Genomic DNA, 19583 nt, shown 5'->3' on the forward strand with positions numbered 1-19583 from the left:
CGGTCACCGCACCAGGTGGGCGTAGGGGTCGGGTCGCTCGGTCTCGCTGCGCAGCACGCAGAACTCGTTGCCCTCGGGGTCGGCGAGCGTCGCCCAGCCCGTGCCGGGGCCGCGGTGGTCGCGCAGGTCGTGGACGAGGGTCGCCCCCGCGGCCAGCAGCCGGTCGACCTCCTCGTTCATCGACCCGTCCGTCGGCCAGAGGTCGAAGTGCACGCGGTTCTTGACCGTCTTGCCCTCGGGCACCTCGATGAACAGCACCCGCTGTCGTCCGTCCGGGGAGAAGATCATGCACTCCTCGTGGCCCGGCAGGTTCGGGTCACGCGGGTCCTCGGAGAACGCGAGGACGCCACACCACCAGACCGACTGCTCGTAGGCGTTGCGGGAGTCGACGGTGGTGTGGGAGATCCGGGAGGTCATGGCGCCCAGCCTGTCGGGCGGTGGCGTCGGGGCGCTACCGGGTTTCGGCGGGCGCCGTGAGGTAGGCGTACGACGAGTGGGTGGCGAAGCCCAGCCGCCGGTAGAGCCTGATCGCGCCGTCGTTGTCGTGCTCCACCTGGAGGTGCACGAGGGCGAGTCCCTCGGCGTGCGCCGCCCCGGCCAGCTGTGCGGTGAGGTGGGCGGCCAGACCTCGACCCCGGTATGCCGGGTCGGTCCAGACCGACCCCAGACCCGCCCACCCGTGGGCGATCCCCAGTCGTCCCAACGCGATCGGTGTCGTGCCTGCGGCGTCGGCCGCGCGTAGGCCGAGCTGCTGGGACAGCCCTCCGCCCGGGGTGATCCGCCCGAAGATCGTGCGCGGGCTGTCCGAGAGCACGCCGCGCACCACGTCCGGCGGTGCGCCCCGACCTCGTCGGTAGCCCGACAACCACTGCGCCGTCAGGGTGTCGTCGAGGACGCACGCGGGTCCGCCGGGGTCGGTCGCCGCGATGGCCTCGGTGCGGGCGGTCAGGGCCAGCGTGCGGCTCCCCTCGGTGTAGCCGCGGTCCAGCAGCTCGACGCCGAGCGCGTCGTCGGCCGGGTCGAAACCCTCGGGCCCCGCGAGGGCGAACTTCGCTGGGAGGCCGCGCGCGGCATACCAGTGCTCCACCTCGTCGACCGCCCGCGCGAGCGGCAGGCCGGGGTCGCCCACCGGCACGACGGAGTTGCCGCGCTGGGTGAAGCCCTGCGAGGCGCGCAGCAGCCACCCACCCAGGGTGTCGCGCTCGAGGGCACCCCACGACGGCGCCATTACGCGCTGCAGGTCCTCGATGCTGATGGCGAGGTGCGCGGCGCCGCGGCGGTGCGGCTTGGGCGGCACCCCCTTGGCGGCCACGACGCGGTTCCGCTCGATCGTGACCGAGCCCCGGCTCGTCTCCACGACGACCCGGTCGGGGTCCACCCCGACGAGGGTGCCGACGGCGTCCGTGAGGGTGGCGCCGGTGGCCGCGTCGGCGCTCTCCAGCCGCCACCTGACCACCACCCGAGACCCGAGGGGGAGGTTGCTGACGTCGGCCGACATGAGCCGCATAGTATGTCCGACATGACGTACGTGATCGCCCAGCCTTGCGTGGACCTCAAGGACAAGGCCTGCATCGAGGAATGTCCGGTCGACTGCATCTACGAAGGTGAGCGCTCCCTCTACATCCACCCCGACGAGTGCGTCGACTGCGGTGCGTGCGAGCCGGTCTGCCCGGTCGAGGCGATCTACTACGAGGACGACGTCCCCGAGCAGTGGGCCGACTACTACAAGGCCAACGTCGAGTTCTTCGACGACCTCGGCAGCCCCGGTGGCGCCGCCAAGCTGGGCGTCATCCCCAAGGACCACCCGATCATCGCCGACCTGCCCCCGCAGGAGCACGACGAGTGACGAGCCTGCGGGCTCTGCCTGACTTTCCCTGGGACTCGCTCGCTCCGTACAAGGAGCGGGCGAGTGCTGTTCCCGGTGGCATCGTCGACCTCTCCGTGGGCACGCCGGTCGACCCGACGCCGGACGTCGTCCAGCAGGCGCTGCGGGCTGCGTCCGATGCCCCCGGCTACCCCCAGACCTACGGCACGCCGGCACTGCGCGAGGCGGTGGCGACTTGGTTCGCCCGTCGTCGCGGGGTGCCGGACGTCGACCCCGACGGGGTGCTGCCGACCGTGGGCAGCAAGGAGCTGGTCGCGTGGCTGCCGACCCTGCTGGGGCTCGGGCCGGGCGACGTCGTGGGCTTCCCCGGCGTGGCCTACCCGACGTATGACGTGGGCGCCCGCCTCGCCGGCGCGACCCCGCAGGTCGTCGACGGGCTCGCCGCACTGGGGCCACTGACCCCGTCGACGACGCCGAAGCTGTTGTGGCTCAACAGTCCCAGCAACCCGACCGGTCGCGTGCTGGGTGTCGAGCACCTGCGCAAGGTCGTCGCCTGGGCCCGGCAGCACGGCGTCGTGGTGGCGAGCGACGAGTGCTACGCGGAGCTCGACTGGCGCTCCGCGGGCGCCGGTGCCGGCGACGACGGGGCCGGGCCCGAGGGCCCCGGTGCCGGGGACGGCAGGTCCGGCGACGGCGGGGGCGACCCCGCGCTCCCGACGACGCCGAGCATCCTCGACCCGCGCGTCACCGAGGGCAGCCACGAGGGCCTGCTCGCCGTCTACTCACTCAGCAAGCAGTCCAACCTGGCCGGCTACCGCGCGGCCTTCGTGGCCGGTGACGTCGCGCTCGTCGAGCAGCTCCTCGAGGTGCGCAAGCACGCCGGGATGATCGTCCCCTGGCCTGTGCAGCAGGCGCTGGTGGTAGCCCTGGCCGACGACGCCCACGTGGTGGAGCAGAAGGCACGCTACGCGGCGCGCCGCACCATGCTCCGCGCAGCCGTGGAGGGCTTCGGCCTGCGCGTCGACCACTCCGACGCGGGGCTCTACCTCTGGGCCACGAGGGGAGAGGACTGCTGGGTGACCGTCGAGGCGCTGGCCGCACGCGGCATACTCGTCGCCCCCGGATCCTTCTACGGCGCAGCGGGACGCGAGCACGTGCGCATCGCCCTCACGGCCACCGACGAGCGCATCGCCACGGCCGCCGAGCGTCTCGCGCAGTAGCCATCCCGATTGCCGCCCCACGCACGAGTTGGGGTAGCGTCGCAGTGCGCGGGGAGCGCCCCACCATGACCCGGTCGATGACGGGGTCATGACCCCGGTGAGGGTGCCCGCAAGACGTGGAGGATGGATTTCGCATGAGTGACGCAACCGCTGGCGCAACGGCCGGTGCCACCCTGAAGGCCGGTGACAAGACCCTCGACTTCCCGCTGATCAAGGCGACCGAGGGCAACCACGGCTACGACATCAGCAAGCTGATGAAGGAAACCGGCAACACGACGCTCGACATCGGCTTCGTCAACACCGCGTCCTGCAACAGCGCCGTCACCTACATCGACGGCGACGAGGGCATCCTGCGGTACCGCGGGTACCCCATCGAGCAGCTGGCTGAGAAGTCGAGCTTCCTTGAGGTGTCGTACCTGCTCATCTACGGCGAGCTGCCCACCGCGACGCAGCTCGAGGAGTTCGACCAGAAGATCCGCCGCCACACGCTGCTGCACGAGGACCTCAAGGCGTTCTTCGGTGGCTTCCCGCGTGACGCGCACCCGATGCCGGTGCTGTCGTCCGCGGTCTCGGCGCTGGGCACCTTCTACCAGGACAGCCTCGACCCGTTCGACAGGGAGCAGGTCGAGATCTCGACCGTGCGCCTGATGGCCAAGCTGCCGACGATCGCGGCCTACGCCTACAAGAAGTCCGTCGGCCAGCCGTTCCTCTACCCCGACAACTCGCTGTCGCTGCCGGAGAACTTCCTGCGGATGACCTTCGGCTTCCCGGCCGAGCCCTACGACCTCGACCCCGACGTCGTCAAGGCGCTCGACCTGCTGCTCATCCTGCACGCCGACCACGAGCAGAACTGCTCGACGTCGACGGTGCGGCTGGTCGGCTCGGCCCAGGCCAACCTGTTCAACTCGGTGTCGGCCGGCATCCACGCGCTGTCCGGCCCGCTGCACGGCGGGGCCAACTCGGCGGTGCTCGAGATGCTCGACGGCATCTACCAGAACGGTGGTGACGTCGACACCTTCGTCAAGAAGGTCAAGAACAAGGAGGACGGCGTCAAGCTGATGGGCTTCGGCCACCGGGTCTACAAGAACTACGACCCGCGTGCCGCGATCATCAAGAAGACCGCCGACACCATCCTGCGCAAGGACGGCGTCTCCGACCCGATGCTCGACATCGCCCTGCAGCTCGAGCAGCGTGCCCTCGAGGACGACTACTTCGTGGAGCGCAAGCTCTACCCGAACGTCGACTTCTACACCGGCCTGATCTACAAGGCGATGGGTTTCCCGACCAAGATGTTCACGGTGCTCTTCGCGCTGGGTCGGCTGCCCGGCTGGATCGCCCAGTGGCGCGAGATGATCGAGGACCCGCAGACCAAGATCGGCCGCCCGCGCCAGATCTACACCGGCTACACGGAGCGGGACTACATCTCCCTCGACGCCCGCTGACGCTCAGCCCCCCAGACCGCCGAGTGAGCGCGATGTGCTTCTCCTGACACCAGGAAAAGCACAGCGCGCTCACTCGTCTACGCGACCAGAGTGGACAGCAGGGTGACCAGCTCGCGTCGCAGCCTCGCGTCCCAAAGGTCGCTGCTGGTGATGCGAATGACCCGCCAGCCCAAGCCCTCGAGGAGCCGTGTGCGCGCGATGTCGTGCTGCCACTGGCGGCGGTCGGTGCGGTGATGGTCGCCCTCGTACTCCACTACGACCTTCGCTGCGCGCCACAGGAAGTCGACACGGGCGATGAAGTGACCGTCCTCGGCGTGGACGCTCGCGTTGAGCTCGGGCTCCGGCAGTCCGCTGCGGTGGAAGACCAGCCTGGCCGTCGTCTCCATCGCCGAACCGCTGCCGACCCTCAGCAGGGGCAGGGCTCGCTGGAGCTTCGTGTTCCCGCGCCGTCCGGACCCGTCGCGGACCAGACGCTCGAGATCGCCGAGCAGTCCCGGAGTGCGGGACAGGAAGGCGTCACCGGCGATCACGAGGTCATCGACGGCCATGAGAGCGAGGCTGGCCAGGTCGGCCCACGTCCACGCGGGTCCCGTCACGGGGACACGTCGGAGCCGCTCCGTGTCCCGGCGTTCGAGCCCGCGATGACCTATGACCTCGGGACGACGCACCTGTGACGAGCCCGTCGGGCGCATCACGTGAAAGGGCTCGTCCGGCTGCCATGTCGTCGGCAGCGGGAGGTTCCAGAGCCGCGCGGCCGTGAGATGGGAGAACGCGAACGGCGCCGGGAGCACGAGGGCGGCATCGGCCGCGGCGTCGGCTACGTGGGCGGCTGCCTGGTGCACGCGCAGGCCCGTGAGCGGGCTGGCGAGGTCGGACGCCCTCAGCCGATGCGGGGGAACCCGGCTGTGCCGGGCGTCACGCACCGAGAAGCTGGTGTTCCGCAGTCGATCCGGGAGCGGGCGTCGAGGCTGCGGCACGCAACTGAGGATGCCGCGGCTGGTTCACGATGCCGGATAGTTTTCCACAGCCTCCAGCGAGTGAGCGCCATGTGCGCATCCCGAGCCGGGAAGACGCACATCGCGCTCACTCGCGAGACGCGGAGGGGGGAGGCGGGAGGAAGATCGGCAGGGCGGAGGGGCGGTCAGGGGAAGGTGATCGTGACCGTCGTGGCTGGGGTCGCCTTGACGGACTGCCACTCCCAGCCCGACGAGTCGCGCGTGCGGGCCCACTGCTTCGACCCGACGCGCACGGTAGTGGCGCCGAACTGGTCGGCCTTCGCCACCGCCCACGAGCCGACGCCCCAGGCCCGTCGCTCGTTGGGCGCGTTCACCGTGAGGGTGCGGCCGGACAGGGTGGCCGTGGCGCCGTACTCGGTCTTGAGCGCGGTCTTGAGGGCCGCCGGGTCACCGCTCTGTGCGTCGTTCAGCCGGCACCCGAGTCCCCCCGGCGAGTGGCCCGAGATGGTGGAGGCGAGCAGCCGCCCCTCCTGCTCGTGGTCGGCGTACGCGTCCGGGTAGGCGCTCTTCTGCACCTCCTGGGCGATCTTCGTGATCTCCATGGACTCGTAGCCCTCGACCTTGACCAGCGCGTCATAGAAGGCGTTGGTCGCGTAGACCGGGTCCAGGATCTGCTTGACCGTGCCCCAGCCCTGGCTCGGCCGCTGCTGGAACAGCCCGACCGAGTCTCGGTCGCCGTAGGTCAGGTTGCGCAGCTTGGACTCCTGGATGGCCGTGGCGATCGCGATCGTGGCGGCTCGGGCGGGCAGCCCCCGCTTCTCGGCGATGGCCACCATGGTGGCCGCGTATGCCGTCTGGCTGGGGTCGAAGTCCACGCTCGATCCCAGCGCCGTCGCCTGGCAGCGCGGGCCGCCGAGGTTGTGCAGGAACCCGCGAGTGCCGATGACGCCGGCCACGACCAGGCCGATCGCGAACAACAGCAGCACCACACGAGTCACGAACCTGCGTCTCCGGGAGGGCGGTCGCTCCTCGGCGAGGACGACGCCCCCGCGCCTAGTCGTTGGCATGCAGAGCCGAGTTGAGCACGATGCCGTGTCCGTCACGGGCGCGCGCCTCGACCGTGCCGGTGACCGAGTTGCGCAGGAACAGCAGCGAGTCCTGGCCGGACAGCTCGCGAGCCTTGACCACCTGGCCGTCGGGCAGGGTCACCTTGGTGCCGGCAGTGAGGTACAGGCCCGCCTCGAGGACGCAGTCGTCACCGAGGGCGATGCCGAGCCCGGACTCGGCGCCGAGCAGGCACCGCTCACCGATGCTGACCCGCTCGGTGCCGCCGCCCGAAAGGGTGCCCATCGTCGAGGCGCCACCACCGATGTCCGACCCGTCACCGACGACGACGCCCTGGCTGATGCGTCCCTCGACCATCGAGTGGCCCAGGGTGCCGGCGTTGAAGTTCACGAAACCCTCGTGCATCACCGTGGTGCCCGAGGCCAGGTGGGCACCGAGACGCACGCGGTCGGCGTCACCGATGCGCACTCCGGCGGGCACGACGTAGTCGGTCATCCGGGGGAACTTGTCGACGCCGAGGACCTGGACGGGTCCGCGGGCCTGCATCGCGGCGCGGGTCAGCTCGAAGCCGTCGACCGCGCAGGGCCCTTGGGTCGTCCAGACGACGTTGACCAGCACGCCGAAGAGCCCTTCGAGGTTGATCGTGTTGGGCGCGACGAGGGTGTGCGAGAGCAGGTGCAGGCGCAGGTAGGCATCGGCCGGGTCGGCCGGTGCGGCGTCGAGGTCGACCTCGGTGGTGACGACCTCGCGACGGACCGAGCGCACGTCGTCCTTGCCCGTGAGGGCCTCCAGCGCAGTCGGGACGACCGAGTCCGACGGGCGCGCCCCCAGGGTGGGCTGCGGGTACCAGGTGTCGAGGACCGCGCCACTGTCGTGGATGGTCGCGAGTCCGTGGCCCCAGGCGGTGCGTGCGCTGCTCATGGGGCCAGCCTACGAGACCGGGTCGAGTGCCCGGGACGAGCCCGGAGGCCGGTCTCGGGCACAGGACAGGGTGGATACAGTGATCGACATGGCGAACCCCACGACCCCGGCCCTCGACCTGTCCGCCGACATCGTCACGCTGACTGCCGCCCTGTGCGACATCGAGTCCGTCAGCCTGGACGAGGCGGACGTGTGCGACGCGATCGAGGCTGCCCTCGCCCCCCTGAGTCACCTCGAGCTGACCCGGATCGGCAACACGCTCGTGGCGCGCACCGACCTCGGTCGCGCCGAGCGCGTGGTCCTTGCCGGGCACATCGACACCGTGCCGCTGACCAAGAACCCCAGGAACCTGCCGACCCGGCGCGAGGGTGACGACCTCGTCGGGCGTGGCACGGTCGACATGAAGGGCGGCGTGGCGGTGCAGCTCAAGGCCGCCCTGGTCGCGGAGCCCAGTCGCGACCTCACGTTCGTCTTCTACGAGGGCGAGGAGATCGACAGCCAGCACAACGGTCTGCTGCACATCCAGCAGCAGCGCCCCGACCTCATCGAGGACGCCGACTTCGCGGTGCTGCTCGAGCCCACGGCCGCCCAGGTCGAGGGCGGCTGCAAGGGCACCCTGCGGGTCGACGTGACGGTCCGCGGCATCGCGGCGCACTCCGCCCGGCCGTGGAACGGCAAGAACGCGATCCACGAGGCCAACGCGGTCCTCGGCCGGCTCACGGCATACGAGACCTCCACGGTGACCGTCGACGGACTGGACTACCACGAGGCCATGAACGCCACGGGCATCCGTGGCGGCATCGCCGGCAACGTCATCCCCGACGAGTGCGTCGTGACCGTCAACTACCGCTACGCCCCGGACAAGAGCGCCGACGAGGCCCTCATCCACGTCAAGGACCTGTTCGAGGGGTTCGACATCGTCTGCCTCGACAACGCCCCCGGAGCCCGCCCTGGCCTCGACCTGCCTGCGGCCAAGGCGTTCGTCGACGCCCTCGCCGTCCCGGTGATCGCCAAGGAGGGGTGGACCGACGTGGCCCGCTTCTCGGACATGGGCATCGCCGCCGTCAACTTCGGCCCGGGCGACCCCAACCTCGCCCACCACGACGACGAGCGCTGCCCCGTCGCGCAGCTCGAGGCCGCCGAGGCCGCCCTGCTCCGCTGGTTGGCCTGACCGCGTCCCGCGCTCGCCGGCCTGACCTCCTCGCGTAGGTTGGGCGGGTGAACGAGACGCAGGCCGACGACACGCAGACCGCTGGTGCGACCGAGCACGAGTACGACTACCACACGGGTCCGGTGACGCTGCGGGGCTCGCGAGTGCCCGGCACCACGACGGACCAACGCCTGCTCGACAGCCACGGACCCAGTGACTGGCTGCACACGGACCCGTGGCGCGTCATGCGCATCCAGAGCGAGTTCGTCGAGGGCTTCGGCGCGCTGGCCGAGCTCGGGCCGGCCGTGAGCGTCTTCGGCTCGGCCCGGACCAAGCCCGAGAGCGCCTTCTACGAGATGGCCGCCCAAGTGGGTCGTCGCCTCGTCGAGGAGGGGTATGCCGTGATCACCGGCGGTGGCCCCGGCGCCATGGAGGGCGCGAACAAGGGAGCACGGGAGGCCGGGGGAGCCTCCGTCGGGCTCGGGATCGAGCTGCCCTTCGAGCAGGGGCTCAACGAGCACGTCAACCTCGGTGTGAACTTTCGCTACTTCTTTGCGCGCAAGACGATGTTCGTGAAGTACTCGCAGGGCTTCATCGTCCTGCCGGGTGGCTTCGGCACCCTCGACGAGCTCTTCGAGGCCGTCACGCTCGTCCAGACCCAGAAGGTCACCTCCTTCCCGATCGTCCTCATGGGCACCGAGTACTGGGGTGGGTTGTTCGACTGGCTGCGCGGGCCCGTCCTCGAGGCAGGCACGGTCAGCCCCAAGGACATCGACCTGCTCCACCTCACCGACGACGTCGACGAGGCCGTCAGGCTGATCCGGGCGGCCGACGAGAACGTCGCGCCCACGCGACCGGAGTAGCCGGGGTTCCAACGGGGGATGGACGCCGCCTCGTCCCAGCGGTGATGATGGGCCATGACCATCTCACCGCTCCCGCGACACGGGGACGTGATCGTGGGCCGGGACGTCGCAGGTCGCACGCTGCGGGTCTCCGGGCACCCGGAGAGCGGTCGGGTGGTGCTGTCGATCTGGCAGGACACGGTCTGCCGGGCCACGATCCGGCTGCTGGCCGAGGACGTGCCGCAGCTGGTCGAGATGCTCTCGCGCTCGGCGGTCGAGACGGCCGCGGACGACCGCCACGCCGACCCGCACCTCGACCAGACGGGCTGAATAGGTCGCGCTCAGGTGTTCGTGCGACGATCTGACGCGTGATCTGGGTCCTGTTCATCGTCGTCGCCGTGCTGGTCATCGGGGCTTTTGCCGCCCTGCTGGCCGGGCGGATCGGCTACGACCCCATGGCCGCTGCGACGACGAGCGCGCATGACCCACGCCTCCATGAGGAGTTCCACGCGCACGACGTGACGGCTGTGCGGTTCGACACCGCGCTGCGCGGCTACCGCATGGACCAGGTCGACGTCGTGCTCGACCAGCTCCGTGACCGGATCGCCCAGCTCGAGGCCGACCACACTGGTGCGCCGGCGGCGGACCCGGTTCTGGACGCGCCGTCCGACCGGCTCCGGGACCAGCCGTCGGACCCGTTTCGCGACTCGACGTCGGACGCGTTCCGGGGCTCGGCGACGGACCCCGAGCGCTGACCATGGCCGCGCTCCACCTCGTCCGTGAGACGACCGCGCCGCCCCGGGCGGTGTGGGACGTGCTCACCGACTTCACCGGGTACGGGCGCTGGATGCCCCTGACCCGCGTGCAGGTCGACCCCGGTGAGCCGCGAGTCGGGTGGGGCTTCGCCGGTGTCAGCGGCGTCGGGCCGCTCGCGTTCTCCGACTCCATGCTGGTCACCCGCTGGGACCCGCCGCACCCGGGCGACCCTGCCGCCTCGTTCCGCGTCGTCAAGACCGGGCGCCTGCTCGGCGGGTGGGCCGACGTCAGCCTCACTGCGACGGCGTCCGGCACCCGGGTCGACTGGCGCGAGGAGTTCTCCGTGCGCCCGATCTCGTTCCTGGACGACACCGCCCCGGTGCGGGCCGCCGGCCGGGCGCTCTACGCCCGGGCCCTCGACGCGATGATCGCCGCCGCCGAGGCGGACGCAGACCGATGAGCGGTCTCCAGGTCGGTGCCGACGGCATCGCCCGCTGCGCCTGGGCAGGGAGCACCCCCGACTACCTGCTCTACCACGACACCGAGTGGGGCGTACCCGTCCACGGCGAGACCGCGCTCTACGAACGGCTGACGCTCGAGGCCTTCCAGTCCGGCCTCTCGTGGCTGACGATCCTGCGCAAGCGGAACGCCTTCCGGGCGGCCTTCGCGGGCTTCGACGCCGAGGTGGTGGCCGCCTTCGACGACAGCGACCGGGCCCTGCTCATGGCTGACGCCGGCATCGTCCGCAACCGCCTCAAGGTCGACGCCGCGATCCGCAACGCGGCTGCGGTGGTGGCTCTGCGCGAGCACGGCGGGCTCGACGAGCTCGTGTGGTCGCACGCGCCGACCGACCACGTGCCGCCGCGGAGCACCGCCGACTTCAGGGCCACCTCGCCCGAGTCGGTGGCGCTCGCCAAGGCGCTCAAGAAGGCCGGCTTCGTCTTCGTCGGCCCCACGACGATGTATGCCGCGATGCAGGCGTGCGGGCTCGTCGACGACCACCTGGCCGGTTGCCATCGCGCCGGCGGTCAGCGGTGACCCGGCGCCTCGGCGTGCGGGTCGCGCTCGTCTACCTGGCGTTGCGGGCCGTCTCGGCCGTGATGCTGGTGCTCGCCAGCCGAGACCAGGCCGTCATGCTCGACTGGACCGGGCCGACGGTCGAGCCCCTCGACATGACGGTGCTGTGGGACGGCAGCTGGTACCGCGAGGTCGCGCAGCACGGCTACCCCGTGCCACTGCCGCTCGACGCCAGCGGGAACGTGAGACAGAACGCCTGGGCCTTCTATCCGCTGTTCCCGCTGGCGGCCCGGTTCCTGATGGACGTGAGCGGTCTCGGCTTCCCGGTCGTGGCGAGCACCCTGTCCCTGGTCTGCGGTCTCGGCGCCGCGCTGCTGATGGGCGGGCTGCTTGCCGAGCGGGTCGGCCCCCGGGTCGCCCTCGCGACGGTGGCCGTGTGGGGCGCCTTCCCCGCGGCCGTGTCGATGCAGCTCGCCTACTCCGAGGCCATGGCCATGCTGGTGCTGTGCGGCCTGCTCTGGGCGGTGGTGCGTCGGTCGTGGTGGCTCGCGGCCGCGCTGGCGCTGCTGCTCGGGATCACCAGACCCATCGCGGCCCCAGTGGTCGTCGTCATCGCCGTCGCGCTGTGGCTTCGGTGGCGCCACAGGGACGACGACCCCATCCCGCGCGCGGAGTACGCCGCCGGTGCGGTTGCCCTGGCGGCCTCGGGCGCCGCAGCCCTCCTCTGGCCGGCGATCGCGTGGGAGGCCACCGGTTCACGCACCGCGTACACCGACACGATGGCGGCGTGGCGGGTCGGGGCTGAGATCACCCCGCTCAAACCGTGGATCGGCATGTCCGAGTGGGTGTTCCGCGACTTCGACAACGCCTCGACCCTGGGACCCATCGCGCTCGCGGGGCTGGTGCTGACCATCCTCGTGCTCACCCTCGGGCCGTGGGCCCGCGCCCTCGGACCCGAGCTGCGCACCTGGTGCCTGGCCTACCCGGCATACCTCGCGGTGGTCCTCGACCCCTTCACCAGCATCTTCCGCTACGCGCTGCCCTTGTTCCCCCTGTTCGCCGTCGTCCTCGGGGGCGGCTGGGCGGCGCGCAGCCCGCGCTGGCTGCGTACCAGGGTGGCCGTGCTCGTGGGCATCGGCCTCGTCGGACAGGCCCTGTGGGTGTGGAAGCTCCTCGTGTTCGTGCCGCCCTCGGACTACCCGCCGTGAGCGCGCGCCTCGACCTGGCCGGCGTCCGGTCCTCCGCTGGGCGCAGCGCGCTCGCCGGTCGCGCCCTGCGCCACCCGGTCATCTTCCTGCTCGGTGTCTATGCGCTGACCCGGGTGTTGGCCCTGCTGGCGATGGTCGTGTCGGCCACGTGGTTCCAGTCGCCGGCCGGCGTCGGCCACCTCGACCCGGGCCTGGGCGACATCCTCGGCTCGTGGGACGGCGTCTGGTACGAGCGGATCGCCGAGCACGGCTACCCGATCCCCCTGCCGGCCGACCCCGAGACCGGGCTGCTCACCTACAGCGCCTGGGCCTTCTACCCCGCGTTCCCGATGCTCGTGCGCGCCCTGATGTGGACCGGTATGCCGTTCCTCGTCGCCGCGGTGACGCTCAACATCGTCCTCGGTGGGCTCGCCGTCCTGCTGGTGTGGCGGTGCCTGCACTTCGCGATGCACGCCTCACCACAGCCGGCCCGCGAACGACTCGCCCTCGTCGCCGCGGCCCTGTGGTGCCTGTACCCGGCCACGGGGATCATGGTGATGCCGTACACCGAGGCGCTGGCGGCCCTGCTCATCGCCGCGTCCCTGCTGCTGCTCATGCAGCGCCGCTACCTGTTGGTGGCGGTCGTCGCGATCGCGCTCGGCTTCACCCGGGCGGCGGCGCCCGCCATCGCCTGCGCCGTCCTCGTGCACCTCGTCCTGCGCTGGCGCGAGGACCGGGCCGCGGGGGCCGCTCCGTTGCGGGGTCATCGCCTGTCCGCCATCGTCATGATCGCCGCCACGGCGGTCTCGACGCTGGCCTGGCCCGTCGTCGTGGGCGTGACCAGTGGGCTGCCGATGGCGTTCTTCGACGTGCAGGCGGCCTGGGGGCAGAAGCCCGAGTCGGGGCCGTTCGTGCTGTGGCTGGCCTGGGCGTGGGATGCGCACGGGGTGGTCGGGGTCGCCATCCTCGTCTCGCTCGTCGCGACGTACGTCGCCCTGATCCTCGGCCGCCACGGTCGCTGGCTGGCGATCGAGCTGCGCGTGTGGGCGCTGGCGTACCCGCTCTACCTGCTCGCCGTGGTGCGCCCGATCACGAGCATGTGGCGGTTCCTGCTGCTCGACTTCCCCATCGCCGCCCTCGTGGCGTCGGTGGCCATGCGCACGTCGACCGGGGCGCGGGTGGTCAACCACTGGCGACGACGCGTCGGCGTCGTCGCACTCGTCCTCGTCGGGGGCATGCTGTGGTTCACCTGCACCCTGCTCACCTTCGTGCCGTGGGACGCCACGCCTCCGTGACGTCGACCGCTCACTCGCCGGTGAAGACGGGTGCTTCCTTGGCGAGGAACGCGGCGACAGCGGCGTGGTGGTCGGCGCTGGCACCCGTGAGGGCCATCAGCTCGGCCTCGTGGGCCAAGGAGGCACCCAGGTCGTGCCCGGCGCTGAACGCCACGGCGCGCCGGATGGAGCCGTAGGCCAGGGTCGGTCCCGCGGCAAAGGTCTGGGCGACCTCGTCGACGGCGCTCTGGAAGTCCTCTGCTGCAACGGTTCTCGTCACCAGGCCCAGCTCGAGGCACTCGGCTGCGGGCACGGTGCGGGGGAGCAGCAGCAGCTCCTTGGCCTTGGCCGGCCCGACGATGCGAGGCAGCCACCACGAGGATCCCGAGTCGCACGACAACGCGATGCCGGCGAAGGCCAGGTTGATCCCGGCCGTGTCGACCATGATGCGGACGTCGGCGGCCATCGCGAAGGCGGCGCCGGCCCCGGCCGCCACGCCGTTGACGGCAGCGACCACGGGCTTGTTCATGGTCGCCAACAGCTCGACGATCGGGTTGTAGTGACGGGGGACCGTCTCCCACAGCGACTGGTCGTTGCTCTGCAGCAGGCCGACGTGCTCGCGCAGGTCCTGGCCGACGCAGAAGGCCCGGCCCGACCCGGTGAGGACGACGCACCGCACCGTGGCATCCTCGGCGACCTCGGTCAGCGCTGCGAGGAGTGCCTCCTTGGTGGCCACGTCCAGGGAGTTCATCGCCTCAGGGCGGTTGAGCCGCACCGTGGCCACACCACCGTCGCGCTCGACCACCACGGGGGCGGAGGCGGGGGCGGACGCGGAGGCAGGGGCGCTGGGGGAGGTCTGCTCGGTCATGGCTCCATCATGGTCGGTCACCCGTGGGCCGTGCCGCCGACCCAGGCATCGACCCAGGCCCGTGCGCCGGGCAGCAGGTCCTGTGCCTCGCGGTCGAAGCGCTGCGCCGCGCTGTGCCCCGGCCAGTGCTCGGGCAGCGCCTCAGCGGGGAGCCCCGGGTCGGTGAACAGGAACAGGCGCCAGGCGTGGACGAGCTCGGTCCGGGCCACGAAGGCCTCCTCGGGGGAGCCCGACACGGCCGTGCGGGGCGCCGCGGCGAACATCCGGTAGGCGGCTGCCAGCCCGTCGAGGTCCCACACCCGCGCGGCGAGGGCGGCCGGGTCGTCGTCGGTGGTGCTCGTGAACCCCCGCCAGGTCACCCCTGCCGCTGCCAGGGCGGGGCCGACCTCGCGGCTGGCTCGGGGGGCGATCCAGGTGTCGCCGGCCAGCTGTCCGTAGCCGAGGAAGCCGAGCGCCTGCGCGCAGCGCGCCCGCGCGTTGCGGTCGCCCGAGCGCTCGAGCACCACGAGGTGCCAGCGCCCGTCCCACGCCAGCGGCTCGGTGCGGTAGATCCGGCTGTGCGCCTCGCGCAGGCGTTCGCGCCCACGGGCGCTCACGGCATACCCGCGGACCCCGCGCTCGACCGGCTCCAGCCAGCCCTCGCGCACGATCCGGGACACCGCCGTCCGGACCGCGGGCGCCGAGATGCCCAGCGATCCCAGCAGCCCGACCGAGGCCGAGATGGGCGCCCAGCCACCGCGGTCGAGCAGGTGGTCGCCGTAGAGGTCGAAGAGCGCGGAGCGGGCGTGCACGGGTGCAGTCTCGCCGATCGCGGTGCGACAGTGCGGGAGGTCGTCGCGAGGGGCGATTTCTCCTGTGAGCGGGTTCACGAGATAATGGAGCAAATCTGGCGCGTCCGGGATGAGCAAAGCACTGGCGTGGACCCGCGTGCCCAGCAGATTTCCACGCCGTACGGAAGGGACACACTCATGGCGGCTATGAAGCCGAGGACTGGCGACGGCCCGCTCGAGGTGACCAAGGAAGGTCGCGGCATCGTGCTGCGCATGCCGCTCGAGGGCGGTGGCCGCCTCGTGGTCGAGATGACGCCTGACGAGGTGCGCGCCCTGGGTGAGGCGATCGACAACTGCGACGGGCTCAAGTGACCCGCTGAAGCATTCGTCCAGGACCCCCATCGGCTGTCGCCGGTGGGGGTCCTGGCGTTGGTGGCCGGTCGGTGGCCGTATGCCGTGTGCTCGGCAGCGTGGGTAGGGTCGGCACCGTGCCTGCACCCGACATCCTGAACCCGGCCGCCAGCGCGTGGACGGTCCGCGCGGACGGCCTCGCTGACGCCCTGGCTGACCTCGACCCCCTGGACCTGCTGCTGGCCCTGCCCGTCCCGGCGACCGGCCTGGCCGAGTCGGGGGCGGTCGCGGACGCGCTGGCCCTCGTCGGTCTGGACGCGACCCAGGTGGGCGCCAGCCACGAGCCGAAGTCCAAGGCGGGGTCCGTGACCCGGATCCCGCTCGTGCCGGGCGAGCGGGCAGCCCGGACGGTGCTGCTCGTGGGTGTCGGCGACGGGTCGGCGACTGATCTGCGGGAGGCAGGCGCGGCTCTCGGTCGCGCCGGTCGCGGCCACGGGTCGCTGGTCACGACGGTCGGCTCTGGCTCCGCCCGCGTGAGCCAGGCGGCCTTCGTCGAGGGCCTGGCCCTCGGCGGCTACTCGTCACCCCGCTGGCTCGGGAAGCAGACGCCCCCTGACGGGCCGGCGGCGGAGGTGGTCCTCAGCGGAGCCTTCGACGAGCAGGTCGCCCAGCACGCGGTGGTGCGCGCCCGTGCCGCCATGCTCGCCCGCAATCTCGCCACCGTCCCCTCCAACACCAAGAACCCCGCGTGGATGGCGGCGCAGGCCCGCACCCTCGGCCGCCGCCACGACCTCGAGGTCACGGTCTGGTCGGAGCGCGACCTGGCCCGCGACGGCTTCGGCGGGTTGCTCGCGGTCGGCTCGGGCTCGGCCACGCCACCGCGGCTCGTCCAGCTCGACTACGTGCCTGCCGCAGCCACGGCAAAGACGCCGCGAATCGTGCTGGTGGGCAAGGGAATCACCTTCGACACGGGAGGCTTGGACATCAAGCCCGCCGAGGGCATGCTCGCCATGAAGACCGACATGAGCGGCTCGGCGATCGTCCTCGCCGTGCTGGCCGCCTGCCGCGACCTCGGGGTGCAGGTGAGGGTGACCGGGTTGCTCGCGCTGGCCGAGAACGCCGTCGGTGGGGCGTCCTACCGTCCCTCCGACGTCATCACCCAGTACGGCGGCACCACCGTCGAGATCGGCAACACCGACGCCGAGGGGCGGCTGGTCATGGCCGATGCGCTGGCCTTCGCCGACCTCACCCTCGACCCGACGGTCCTGCTGGACATCGCCACCCTGACCGGCGCCGCCCGCGTCGCACTGGGCCGGTCGATGGCACCCGTCTACGCCACGGACGACGCGCTCACCACCGCGTTGGTGCGGGCCGGCGAGGCGACCGGCGAGCTCCTGTGGCCGTTCCCGCTCGTCGAGGACTACCGGGCCGCCATCGACAGCCCGGTTGCGGATGTCAACCACATCGCGGGCGGTTCTGCGGGCGGCGGGTCGATCACGGCAGCATTGTTCCTGCGCGAGTTCGTGGGCACACGTCGCTGGGCGCACCTCGACATCGCCGGGGTGGGACGCTCCGACGTCGACCGTGGACTCCTCACCAAGGGCGGGACGGGCTTCGGCGCCCGCCTGCTGCTCACCTGGCTCGAGGAGATGGCATGAACGCGGGATACGGCTTGTCGGTGCGCTGGTCGCTCGAGGAGGCACCTCCGGGCGTGGCCACCAAGCTGCGTGACTACGTCGTGGGCACGTCGATGGCCAAGTTCATGTTCCTCGACGGCCTGGCGTTCAAGACCTGGCGGATGGTCGAGGGCCAGTGGTTCGAGGGCACCTACGTCTTCGACCAGGCGGTCTACCGCGACGACTTCGCGGCCGAGTTCTCCAGGACCGCGGCCGAGTCGGCAGGCTCCGCGATCATCGGGTCGGCGCCCGTGACGGTCGAGGCCTTCGAGGTCGTCGCCATCGCCGAGGGGCCGGCGGGGTTCCGCCGCGGCCCCGGCCCCGGGACCGCCTAGCGCTTGACCGCGGCCAGGACCCCGTCGCCGACCGGCAGCAGTGCCGGCACGAGTCGCTCGTCGTCGCGCAGCTGTTTGCCCAGGTCGCGCAGGGTGACCGTCTCACTGTCGCGGGCGGCCGGGTCGGCGACCTTGTCGTGCCACAGCATGTTGTCGATGACGAGCACGCCGCCGGAGCGCAGCAGCCGGATCGCGTGGTCGACGTAAGCGGGGTACTCGCTCTTGTCGCCGTCCACCACCACCATGTCGTAGGCGCCGTCGGTCATCCGCGGCAGCACGTCGAGGGCCCGACCGCTGATGACGCGGGTGCGCTGGTGCGCGACGCCGGCCTCGGCGTACGCCTTCTTGGCGGCGCTCTGGTGCTCGGGCTCGACGTCGATCGTCGTCAGGATGCCGTCGTCCGGCATGCCCTGGAGCATCCACAGACCCGAGGTGCCCGCGCCGGTGCCGATCTCGACGACCGACTTGGCCTTGACGCTGGCCGCGAGGAGGCGCAACAGGACACCGGCGCCGTTGCCGACCGGGACCGCCCCGAGCTCCTCGCCACGTCGGCGGGCGCCCTCGATCACCTCGTTCTCGGTGACGAACTCCTCGGCGTACGCCCAGCTGGCGGGCTTCTGTGCACTCATGCGCAAACCCTACTGCCGCGAGCACGGCGAACCGGGCACGCGGCATACAGGAAACGCTCAGGTTGTTGGGGAACCATGACGGGCATCCGGTCGTCTTGACGGATGCATGCACCGCGCCGGACCCGGCGCGCAATCGGAGGTGAGGGACGTGACCGCGACCGACACGATCGGCACGGCTCGTGATGGACAGGGGGACGTCCGCCAGGCCGGCGGCGAACCGACGCCGTGGGTCCCGCCCACGTGGGAGGAGATCGTCGAGCAGCACTCGGCGCGCGTCTACCGGCTGGCCTACCGCCTCACGGGCAACCCGCACGACGCCGAGGACCTCACGCACGACGTCTTCATCCGGGTGTTCCGGTCCCTGCACTCCTACCAGCCCGGCACCTTCGAGGGCTGGCTGCACCGCATCACGACCAACGTCTTCCTCGACAAGATGCGTCGCAAGCAGCGGATCCGCTTCGACGCGCTGTCCGACGAGTCCGCCGCCCGGCTGGCCAGCCGTGAGATGGGACCCGAGGGCACCTTCGACGCGACCCACTTCGACGACGACGTCCAGCGCGCCCTCGACGCCCTGTCACCCGACTTCCGCGCAGCCGTCGTCCTCTGTGACATCGAGGGGCTGTCCTACGAGGAGATCGCCGCGACCCTCGGCGTCAAGCTCGGGACCGTGCGCTCGCGGATCCACCGCGGTCGCGCCCAGCTGCGCGAGGCCCTCGCCCACCGCGACCCGGCCCTGGGTCGCCCCGCCCTCGACGCCGACCGCACCGCCCCGGCCTCCACAAAGCGCCGCCTCCCGGTGATCGGCCGCGCCGTCCCGGGATCGCGATGAGCCGCCTGCTCTGGTCCGGTGTGCCCAGCGCCCTCCCCGGCACGGGTCGCGGCCGCTGCCTCGGCGCCGAGCTGACGGCGTACGCCGACCGCGCCATGGACTCGGCCATCCTGCTGCACTGGGACCGCCACCTGGTGTCGTGCGCCTGCTGCCGTGGTGCCGTGGCCGAGGAGCGCCGCGTGCTGGAGTCGCTGCGCGCGCCTCGGGCCCAGGCGGTGCCCGGTGACCTGCGGGGCATGCTCCTGGCGCTGGCCTCCGACCCCCAGGTGTGGGGGTCCTGTGACCGCGACGGCACGACCCGCACCGACCACCTGACGCCTCCACGCTCGCAGGGCGTGCCCGTGCCGCCCGTGCCCATGGCGCCCGTGCGCGTCGTCGACCGCGGCACTCCCGCCATGCACCGCTCGGCACGTCGCGCCACGGTGTTCGCGGGGCTCGCCGCCGGGGCCACGGCCGCGGCCGCCTGGAGC

At 71.6% G+C, this 19583-nt stretch carries 24 protein-coding genes; 16 read left to right on the plus strand and 8 right to left on the minus strand.

The genetic code is table 11. From position 1 onward, the window contains the following. Positions 1-3: 3 nt before the first annotated feature. Both AC1DV7_RS13245 and AC1DV7_RS13250 read right to left on the minus strand, forming a co-directional pair. Positions 4-417, minus strand: coding sequence for a VOC family protein (locus AC1DV7_RS13245; protein ID WP_477597602.1), 414 nt, complete (start codon positions 415-417; stop codon positions 4-6). Positions 418-451: 34 nt separating this feature from the next. Beyond that, a complete protein-coding gene (locus AC1DV7_RS13250; RefSeq protein ID WP_477597603.1) occupies positions 452-1498 on the minus strand; it encodes a GNAT family N-acetyltransferase in 1047 nt (348 codons plus the stop codon). A gap of 21 nt (positions 1499-1519) precedes the next feature. Here AC1DV7_RS13250 and fdxA point away from each other — a divergent pair, with 21 nt between their 5' ends. The 3 genes from fdxA to AC1DV7_RS13265 all read left to right on the plus strand — a co-directional run bounded on the left by fdxA (position 1520) and on the right by AC1DV7_RS13265 (position 4487). Continuing rightward, positions 1520-1846 carry a ferredoxin gene (fdxA, locus tag AC1DV7_RS13255; protein ID WP_299440694.1) on the plus strand — a complete coding sequence of 109 codons (327 nt, stop codon included), beginning with the start codon at positions 1520-1522 and terminating at the stop codon, positions 1844-1846. Beyond that, positions 1843-3045, plus strand: coding sequence for a succinyldiaminopimelate transaminase (dapC, locus tag AC1DV7_RS13260; protein WP_477597604.1), 1203 nt, complete (start codon positions 1843-1845; stop codon positions 3043-3045). The genes fdxA and dapC overlap by 4 nt, the downstream gene beginning before the upstream one ends. A 134-nt stretch (positions 3046-3179) precedes the next feature. Further along, a complete protein-coding gene (locus AC1DV7_RS13265; RefSeq protein ID WP_477597605.1) occupies positions 3180-4487 on the plus strand; it encodes a citrate synthase in 1308 nt (435 codons plus the stop codon). A gap of 77 nt (positions 4488-4564) precedes the next feature. Here AC1DV7_RS13265 and AC1DV7_RS13270 read toward each other — a convergent pair whose 3' ends face one another. From AC1DV7_RS13270 to dapD, 3 genes are all read right to left on the minus strand, one after another. Then, positions 4565-5464 (minus strand): endonuclease domain-containing protein, encoded by a 900-nt coding sequence (locus AC1DV7_RS13270; RefSeq protein ID WP_477597606.1) that lies wholly within the window; start codon positions 5462-5464, stop codon positions 4565-4567. Positions 5465-5628: 164 nt separating this feature from the next. Further along, complete coding sequence (locus tag AC1DV7_RS13275) at positions 5629-6441, minus strand: hypothetical protein (RefSeq protein ID WP_477597607.1); 813 nt, start codon at positions 6439-6441, stop codon at positions 5629-5631. A 55-nt stretch (positions 6442-6496) separates the two neighbouring features. Further along, positions 6497-7429, minus strand: coding sequence for a 2,3,4,5-tetrahydropyridine-2,6-dicarboxylate N-succinyltransferase (gene dapD / locus AC1DV7_RS13280; RefSeq protein ID WP_477597608.1), 933 nt, complete (start codon positions 7427-7429; stop codon positions 6497-6499). An 88-nt stretch (positions 7430-7517) separates the two neighbouring features. Here dapD and dapE point away from each other — a divergent pair, with 88 nt between their 5' ends. Genes dapE through AC1DV7_RS13320 form a run of 8 tightly spaced genes read left to right on the plus strand, consistent with a single transcriptional unit; the run spans position 7518 to position 13676 of the window. After that, positions 7518-8600: a succinyl-diaminopimelate desuccinylase gene (gene dapE / locus AC1DV7_RS13285; protein WP_477597609.1), complete on the plus strand. Its 1083-nt coding sequence runs from the start codon at positions 7518-7520 to the stop codon at positions 8598-8600. 47 nt (positions 8601-8647) lie between these two features. Further along, positions 8648-9442, plus strand: a complete 795-nt coding sequence (locus AC1DV7_RS13290; RefSeq protein WP_477597610.1) for an LOG family protein — start codon at positions 8648-8650, stop codon at positions 9440-9442. A 54-nt stretch (positions 9443-9496) separates the two neighbouring features. Next, positions 9497-9751, plus strand: a complete 255-nt coding sequence (locus tag AC1DV7_RS13295; protein WP_477597611.1) for a hypothetical protein — start codon at positions 9497-9499, stop codon at positions 9749-9751. A gap of 38 nt (positions 9752-9789) precedes the next feature. Further along, positions 9790-10176 (plus strand): DivIVA domain-containing protein, encoded by a 387-nt coding sequence (locus tag AC1DV7_RS13300; protein ID WP_477597612.1) that lies wholly within the window; start codon positions 9790-9792, stop codon positions 10174-10176. 2 nt (positions 10177-10178) lie between these two features. Beyond that, positions 10179-10637: an SRPBCC family protein gene (locus AC1DV7_RS13305; RefSeq protein WP_477597613.1), complete on the plus strand. Its 459-nt coding sequence runs from the start codon at positions 10179-10181 to the stop codon at positions 10635-10637. Beyond that, positions 10634-11215 carry a DNA-3-methyladenine glycosylase I gene (locus AC1DV7_RS13310; RefSeq protein WP_477597614.1) on the plus strand — a complete coding sequence of 194 codons (582 nt, stop codon included), beginning with the start codon at positions 10634-10636 and terminating at the stop codon, positions 11213-11215. Before AC1DV7_RS13305 ends, AC1DV7_RS13310 begins: the two co-directional genes overlap by 4 nt. Then, positions 11212-12402, plus strand: coding sequence for a hypothetical protein (locus tag AC1DV7_RS13315; RefSeq protein ID WP_477597615.1), 1191 nt, complete (start codon positions 11212-11214; stop codon positions 12400-12402). Before AC1DV7_RS13310 ends, AC1DV7_RS13315 begins: the two co-directional genes overlap by 4 nt. Beyond that, complete coding sequence (locus AC1DV7_RS13320; protein ID WP_477597616.1) at positions 12399-13676, plus strand: hypothetical protein; 1278 nt, start codon at positions 12399-12401, stop codon at positions 13674-13676. The genes AC1DV7_RS13315 and AC1DV7_RS13320 overlap by 4 nt, the downstream gene beginning before the upstream one ends. Before the next feature lie 10 nt (positions 13677-13686). Here the strand turns inward: AC1DV7_RS13320 and AC1DV7_RS13325 are convergent, their stop codons facing one another. Further along, a complete protein-coding gene (locus AC1DV7_RS13325; RefSeq protein WP_477597617.1) occupies positions 13687-14523 on the minus strand; it encodes an enoyl-CoA hydratase/isomerase family protein in 837 nt (278 codons plus the stop codon). 17 nt (positions 14524-14540) lie between these two features. Next, positions 14541-15314 carry a PaaX family transcriptional regulator gene (locus tag AC1DV7_RS13330; RefSeq protein ID WP_477597618.1) on the minus strand — a complete coding sequence of 258 codons (774 nt, stop codon included), beginning with the start codon at positions 15312-15314 and terminating at the stop codon, positions 14541-14543. A gap of 177 nt (positions 15315-15491) precedes the next feature. On the opposite strand from AC1DV7_RS13330, the gene AC1DV7_RS13335 reads away from it, so the two are divergent. The 3 genes from AC1DV7_RS13335 (at position 15492) to AC1DV7_RS13345 (ending at position 17655) form a co-directional block, all read left to right on the plus strand. After that, on the plus strand, positions 15492-15665 hold the full coding sequence (locus AC1DV7_RS13335; protein WP_430214599.1) for a DUF3117 domain-containing protein: 174 nt from the start codon (positions 15492-15494) through the stop codon (positions 15663-15665). A 116-nt stretch (positions 15666-15781) separates the two neighbouring features. Next, positions 15782-17302, plus strand: coding sequence for a leucyl aminopeptidase family protein (locus AC1DV7_RS13340; RefSeq protein WP_477597619.1), 1521 nt, complete (start codon positions 15782-15784; stop codon positions 17300-17302). Then, positions 17299-17655, plus strand: a complete 357-nt coding sequence (locus AC1DV7_RS13345; protein WP_477597620.1) for a hypothetical protein — start codon at positions 17299-17301, stop codon at positions 17653-17655. The genes AC1DV7_RS13340 and AC1DV7_RS13345 overlap by 4 nt, the downstream gene beginning before the upstream one ends. On the opposite strand, the gene AC1DV7_RS13350 is transcribed toward AC1DV7_RS13345, so the two are convergent. Further along, positions 17652-18284: an O-methyltransferase gene (locus AC1DV7_RS13350; protein ID WP_477597621.1), complete on the minus strand. Its 633-nt coding sequence runs from the start codon at positions 18282-18284 to the stop codon at positions 17652-17654. The two genes, AC1DV7_RS13345 and AC1DV7_RS13350, sit on opposite strands and share 4 nt — an antisense overlap. A 148-nt stretch (positions 18285-18432) precedes the next feature. On the opposite strand from AC1DV7_RS13350, the gene sigE reads away from it, so the two are divergent. Further along, positions 18433-19113, plus strand: a complete 681-nt coding sequence (gene sigE / locus AC1DV7_RS13355; RefSeq protein WP_477597622.1) for an RNA polymerase sigma factor SigE — start codon at positions 18433-18435, stop codon at positions 19111-19113. Further along, the coding region (locus AC1DV7_RS13360; protein WP_477597623.1) for an anti-sigma factor at positions 19110-19583 on the plus strand (474 nt) is incomplete at its 3' end. The genes sigE and AC1DV7_RS13360, both read left to right, overlap by 4 nt.

It is taken from the genome of Pedococcus sp. P2_E4, assembly GCF_056403935.1.

Excerpts from the sequence above, each read along its gene's own strand:
- AC1DV7_RS13245 (WP_477597602.1), bottom strand. The coding sequence starts at position 417 with ATGACCTCCCGGATCTCCCACACCACCGTCGACTCCCGCAACGCCTAC.
- AC1DV7_RS13250 (WP_477597603.1), bottom strand. The coding sequence starts at position 1,498 with ATGTCGGCCGACGTCAGCAACCTCCCCCTCGGGTCTCGGGTGGTGGTC.
- fdxA (WP_299440694.1), top strand. The coding sequence starts at position 1,520 with ATGACGTACGTGATCGCCCAGCCTTGCGTGGACCTCAAGGACAAGGCC.
- AC1DV7_RS13265 (WP_477597605.1), top strand. The coding sequence starts at position 3,180 with ATGAGTGACGCAACCGCTGGCGCAACGGCCGGTGCCACCCTGAAGGCC.
- dapD (WP_477597608.1), bottom strand. The coding sequence starts at position 7,429 with ATGAGCAGCGCACGCACCGCCTGGGGCCACGGACTCGCGACCATCCAC.
- dapE (WP_477597609.1), top strand. The coding sequence starts at position 7,518 with ATGGCGAACCCCACGACCCCGGCCCTCGACCTGTCCGCCGACATCGTC.
- AC1DV7_RS13295 (WP_477597611.1), top strand. The coding sequence starts at position 9,497 with ATGACCATCTCACCGCTCCCGCGACACGGGGACGTGATCGTGGGCCGG.
- AC1DV7_RS13305 (WP_477597613.1), top strand. The coding sequence starts at position 10,179 with ATGGCCGCGCTCCACCTCGTCCGTGAGACGACCGCGCCGCCCCGGGCG.
- AC1DV7_RS13310 (WP_477597614.1), top strand. The coding sequence starts at position 10,634 with ATGAGCGGTCTCCAGGTCGGTGCCGACGGCATCGCCCGCTGCGCCTGG.
- AC1DV7_RS13325 (WP_477597617.1), bottom strand. The coding sequence starts at position 14,523 with ATGACCGAGCAGACCTCCCCCAGCGCCCCTGCCTCCGCGTCCGCCCCC.
- AC1DV7_RS13335 (WP_430214599.1), top strand. The coding sequence starts at position 15,492 with ATGGCGGCTATGAAGCCGAGGACTGGCGACGGCCCGCTCGAGGTGACC.
- AC1DV7_RS13345 (WP_477597620.1), top strand. The coding sequence starts at position 17,299 with ATGAACGCGGGATACGGCTTGTCGGTGCGCTGGTCGCTCGAGGAGGCA.
- AC1DV7_RS13350 (WP_477597621.1), bottom strand. The coding sequence starts at position 18,284 with ATGAGTGCACAGAAGCCCGCCAGCTGGGCGTACGCCGAGGAGTTCGTC.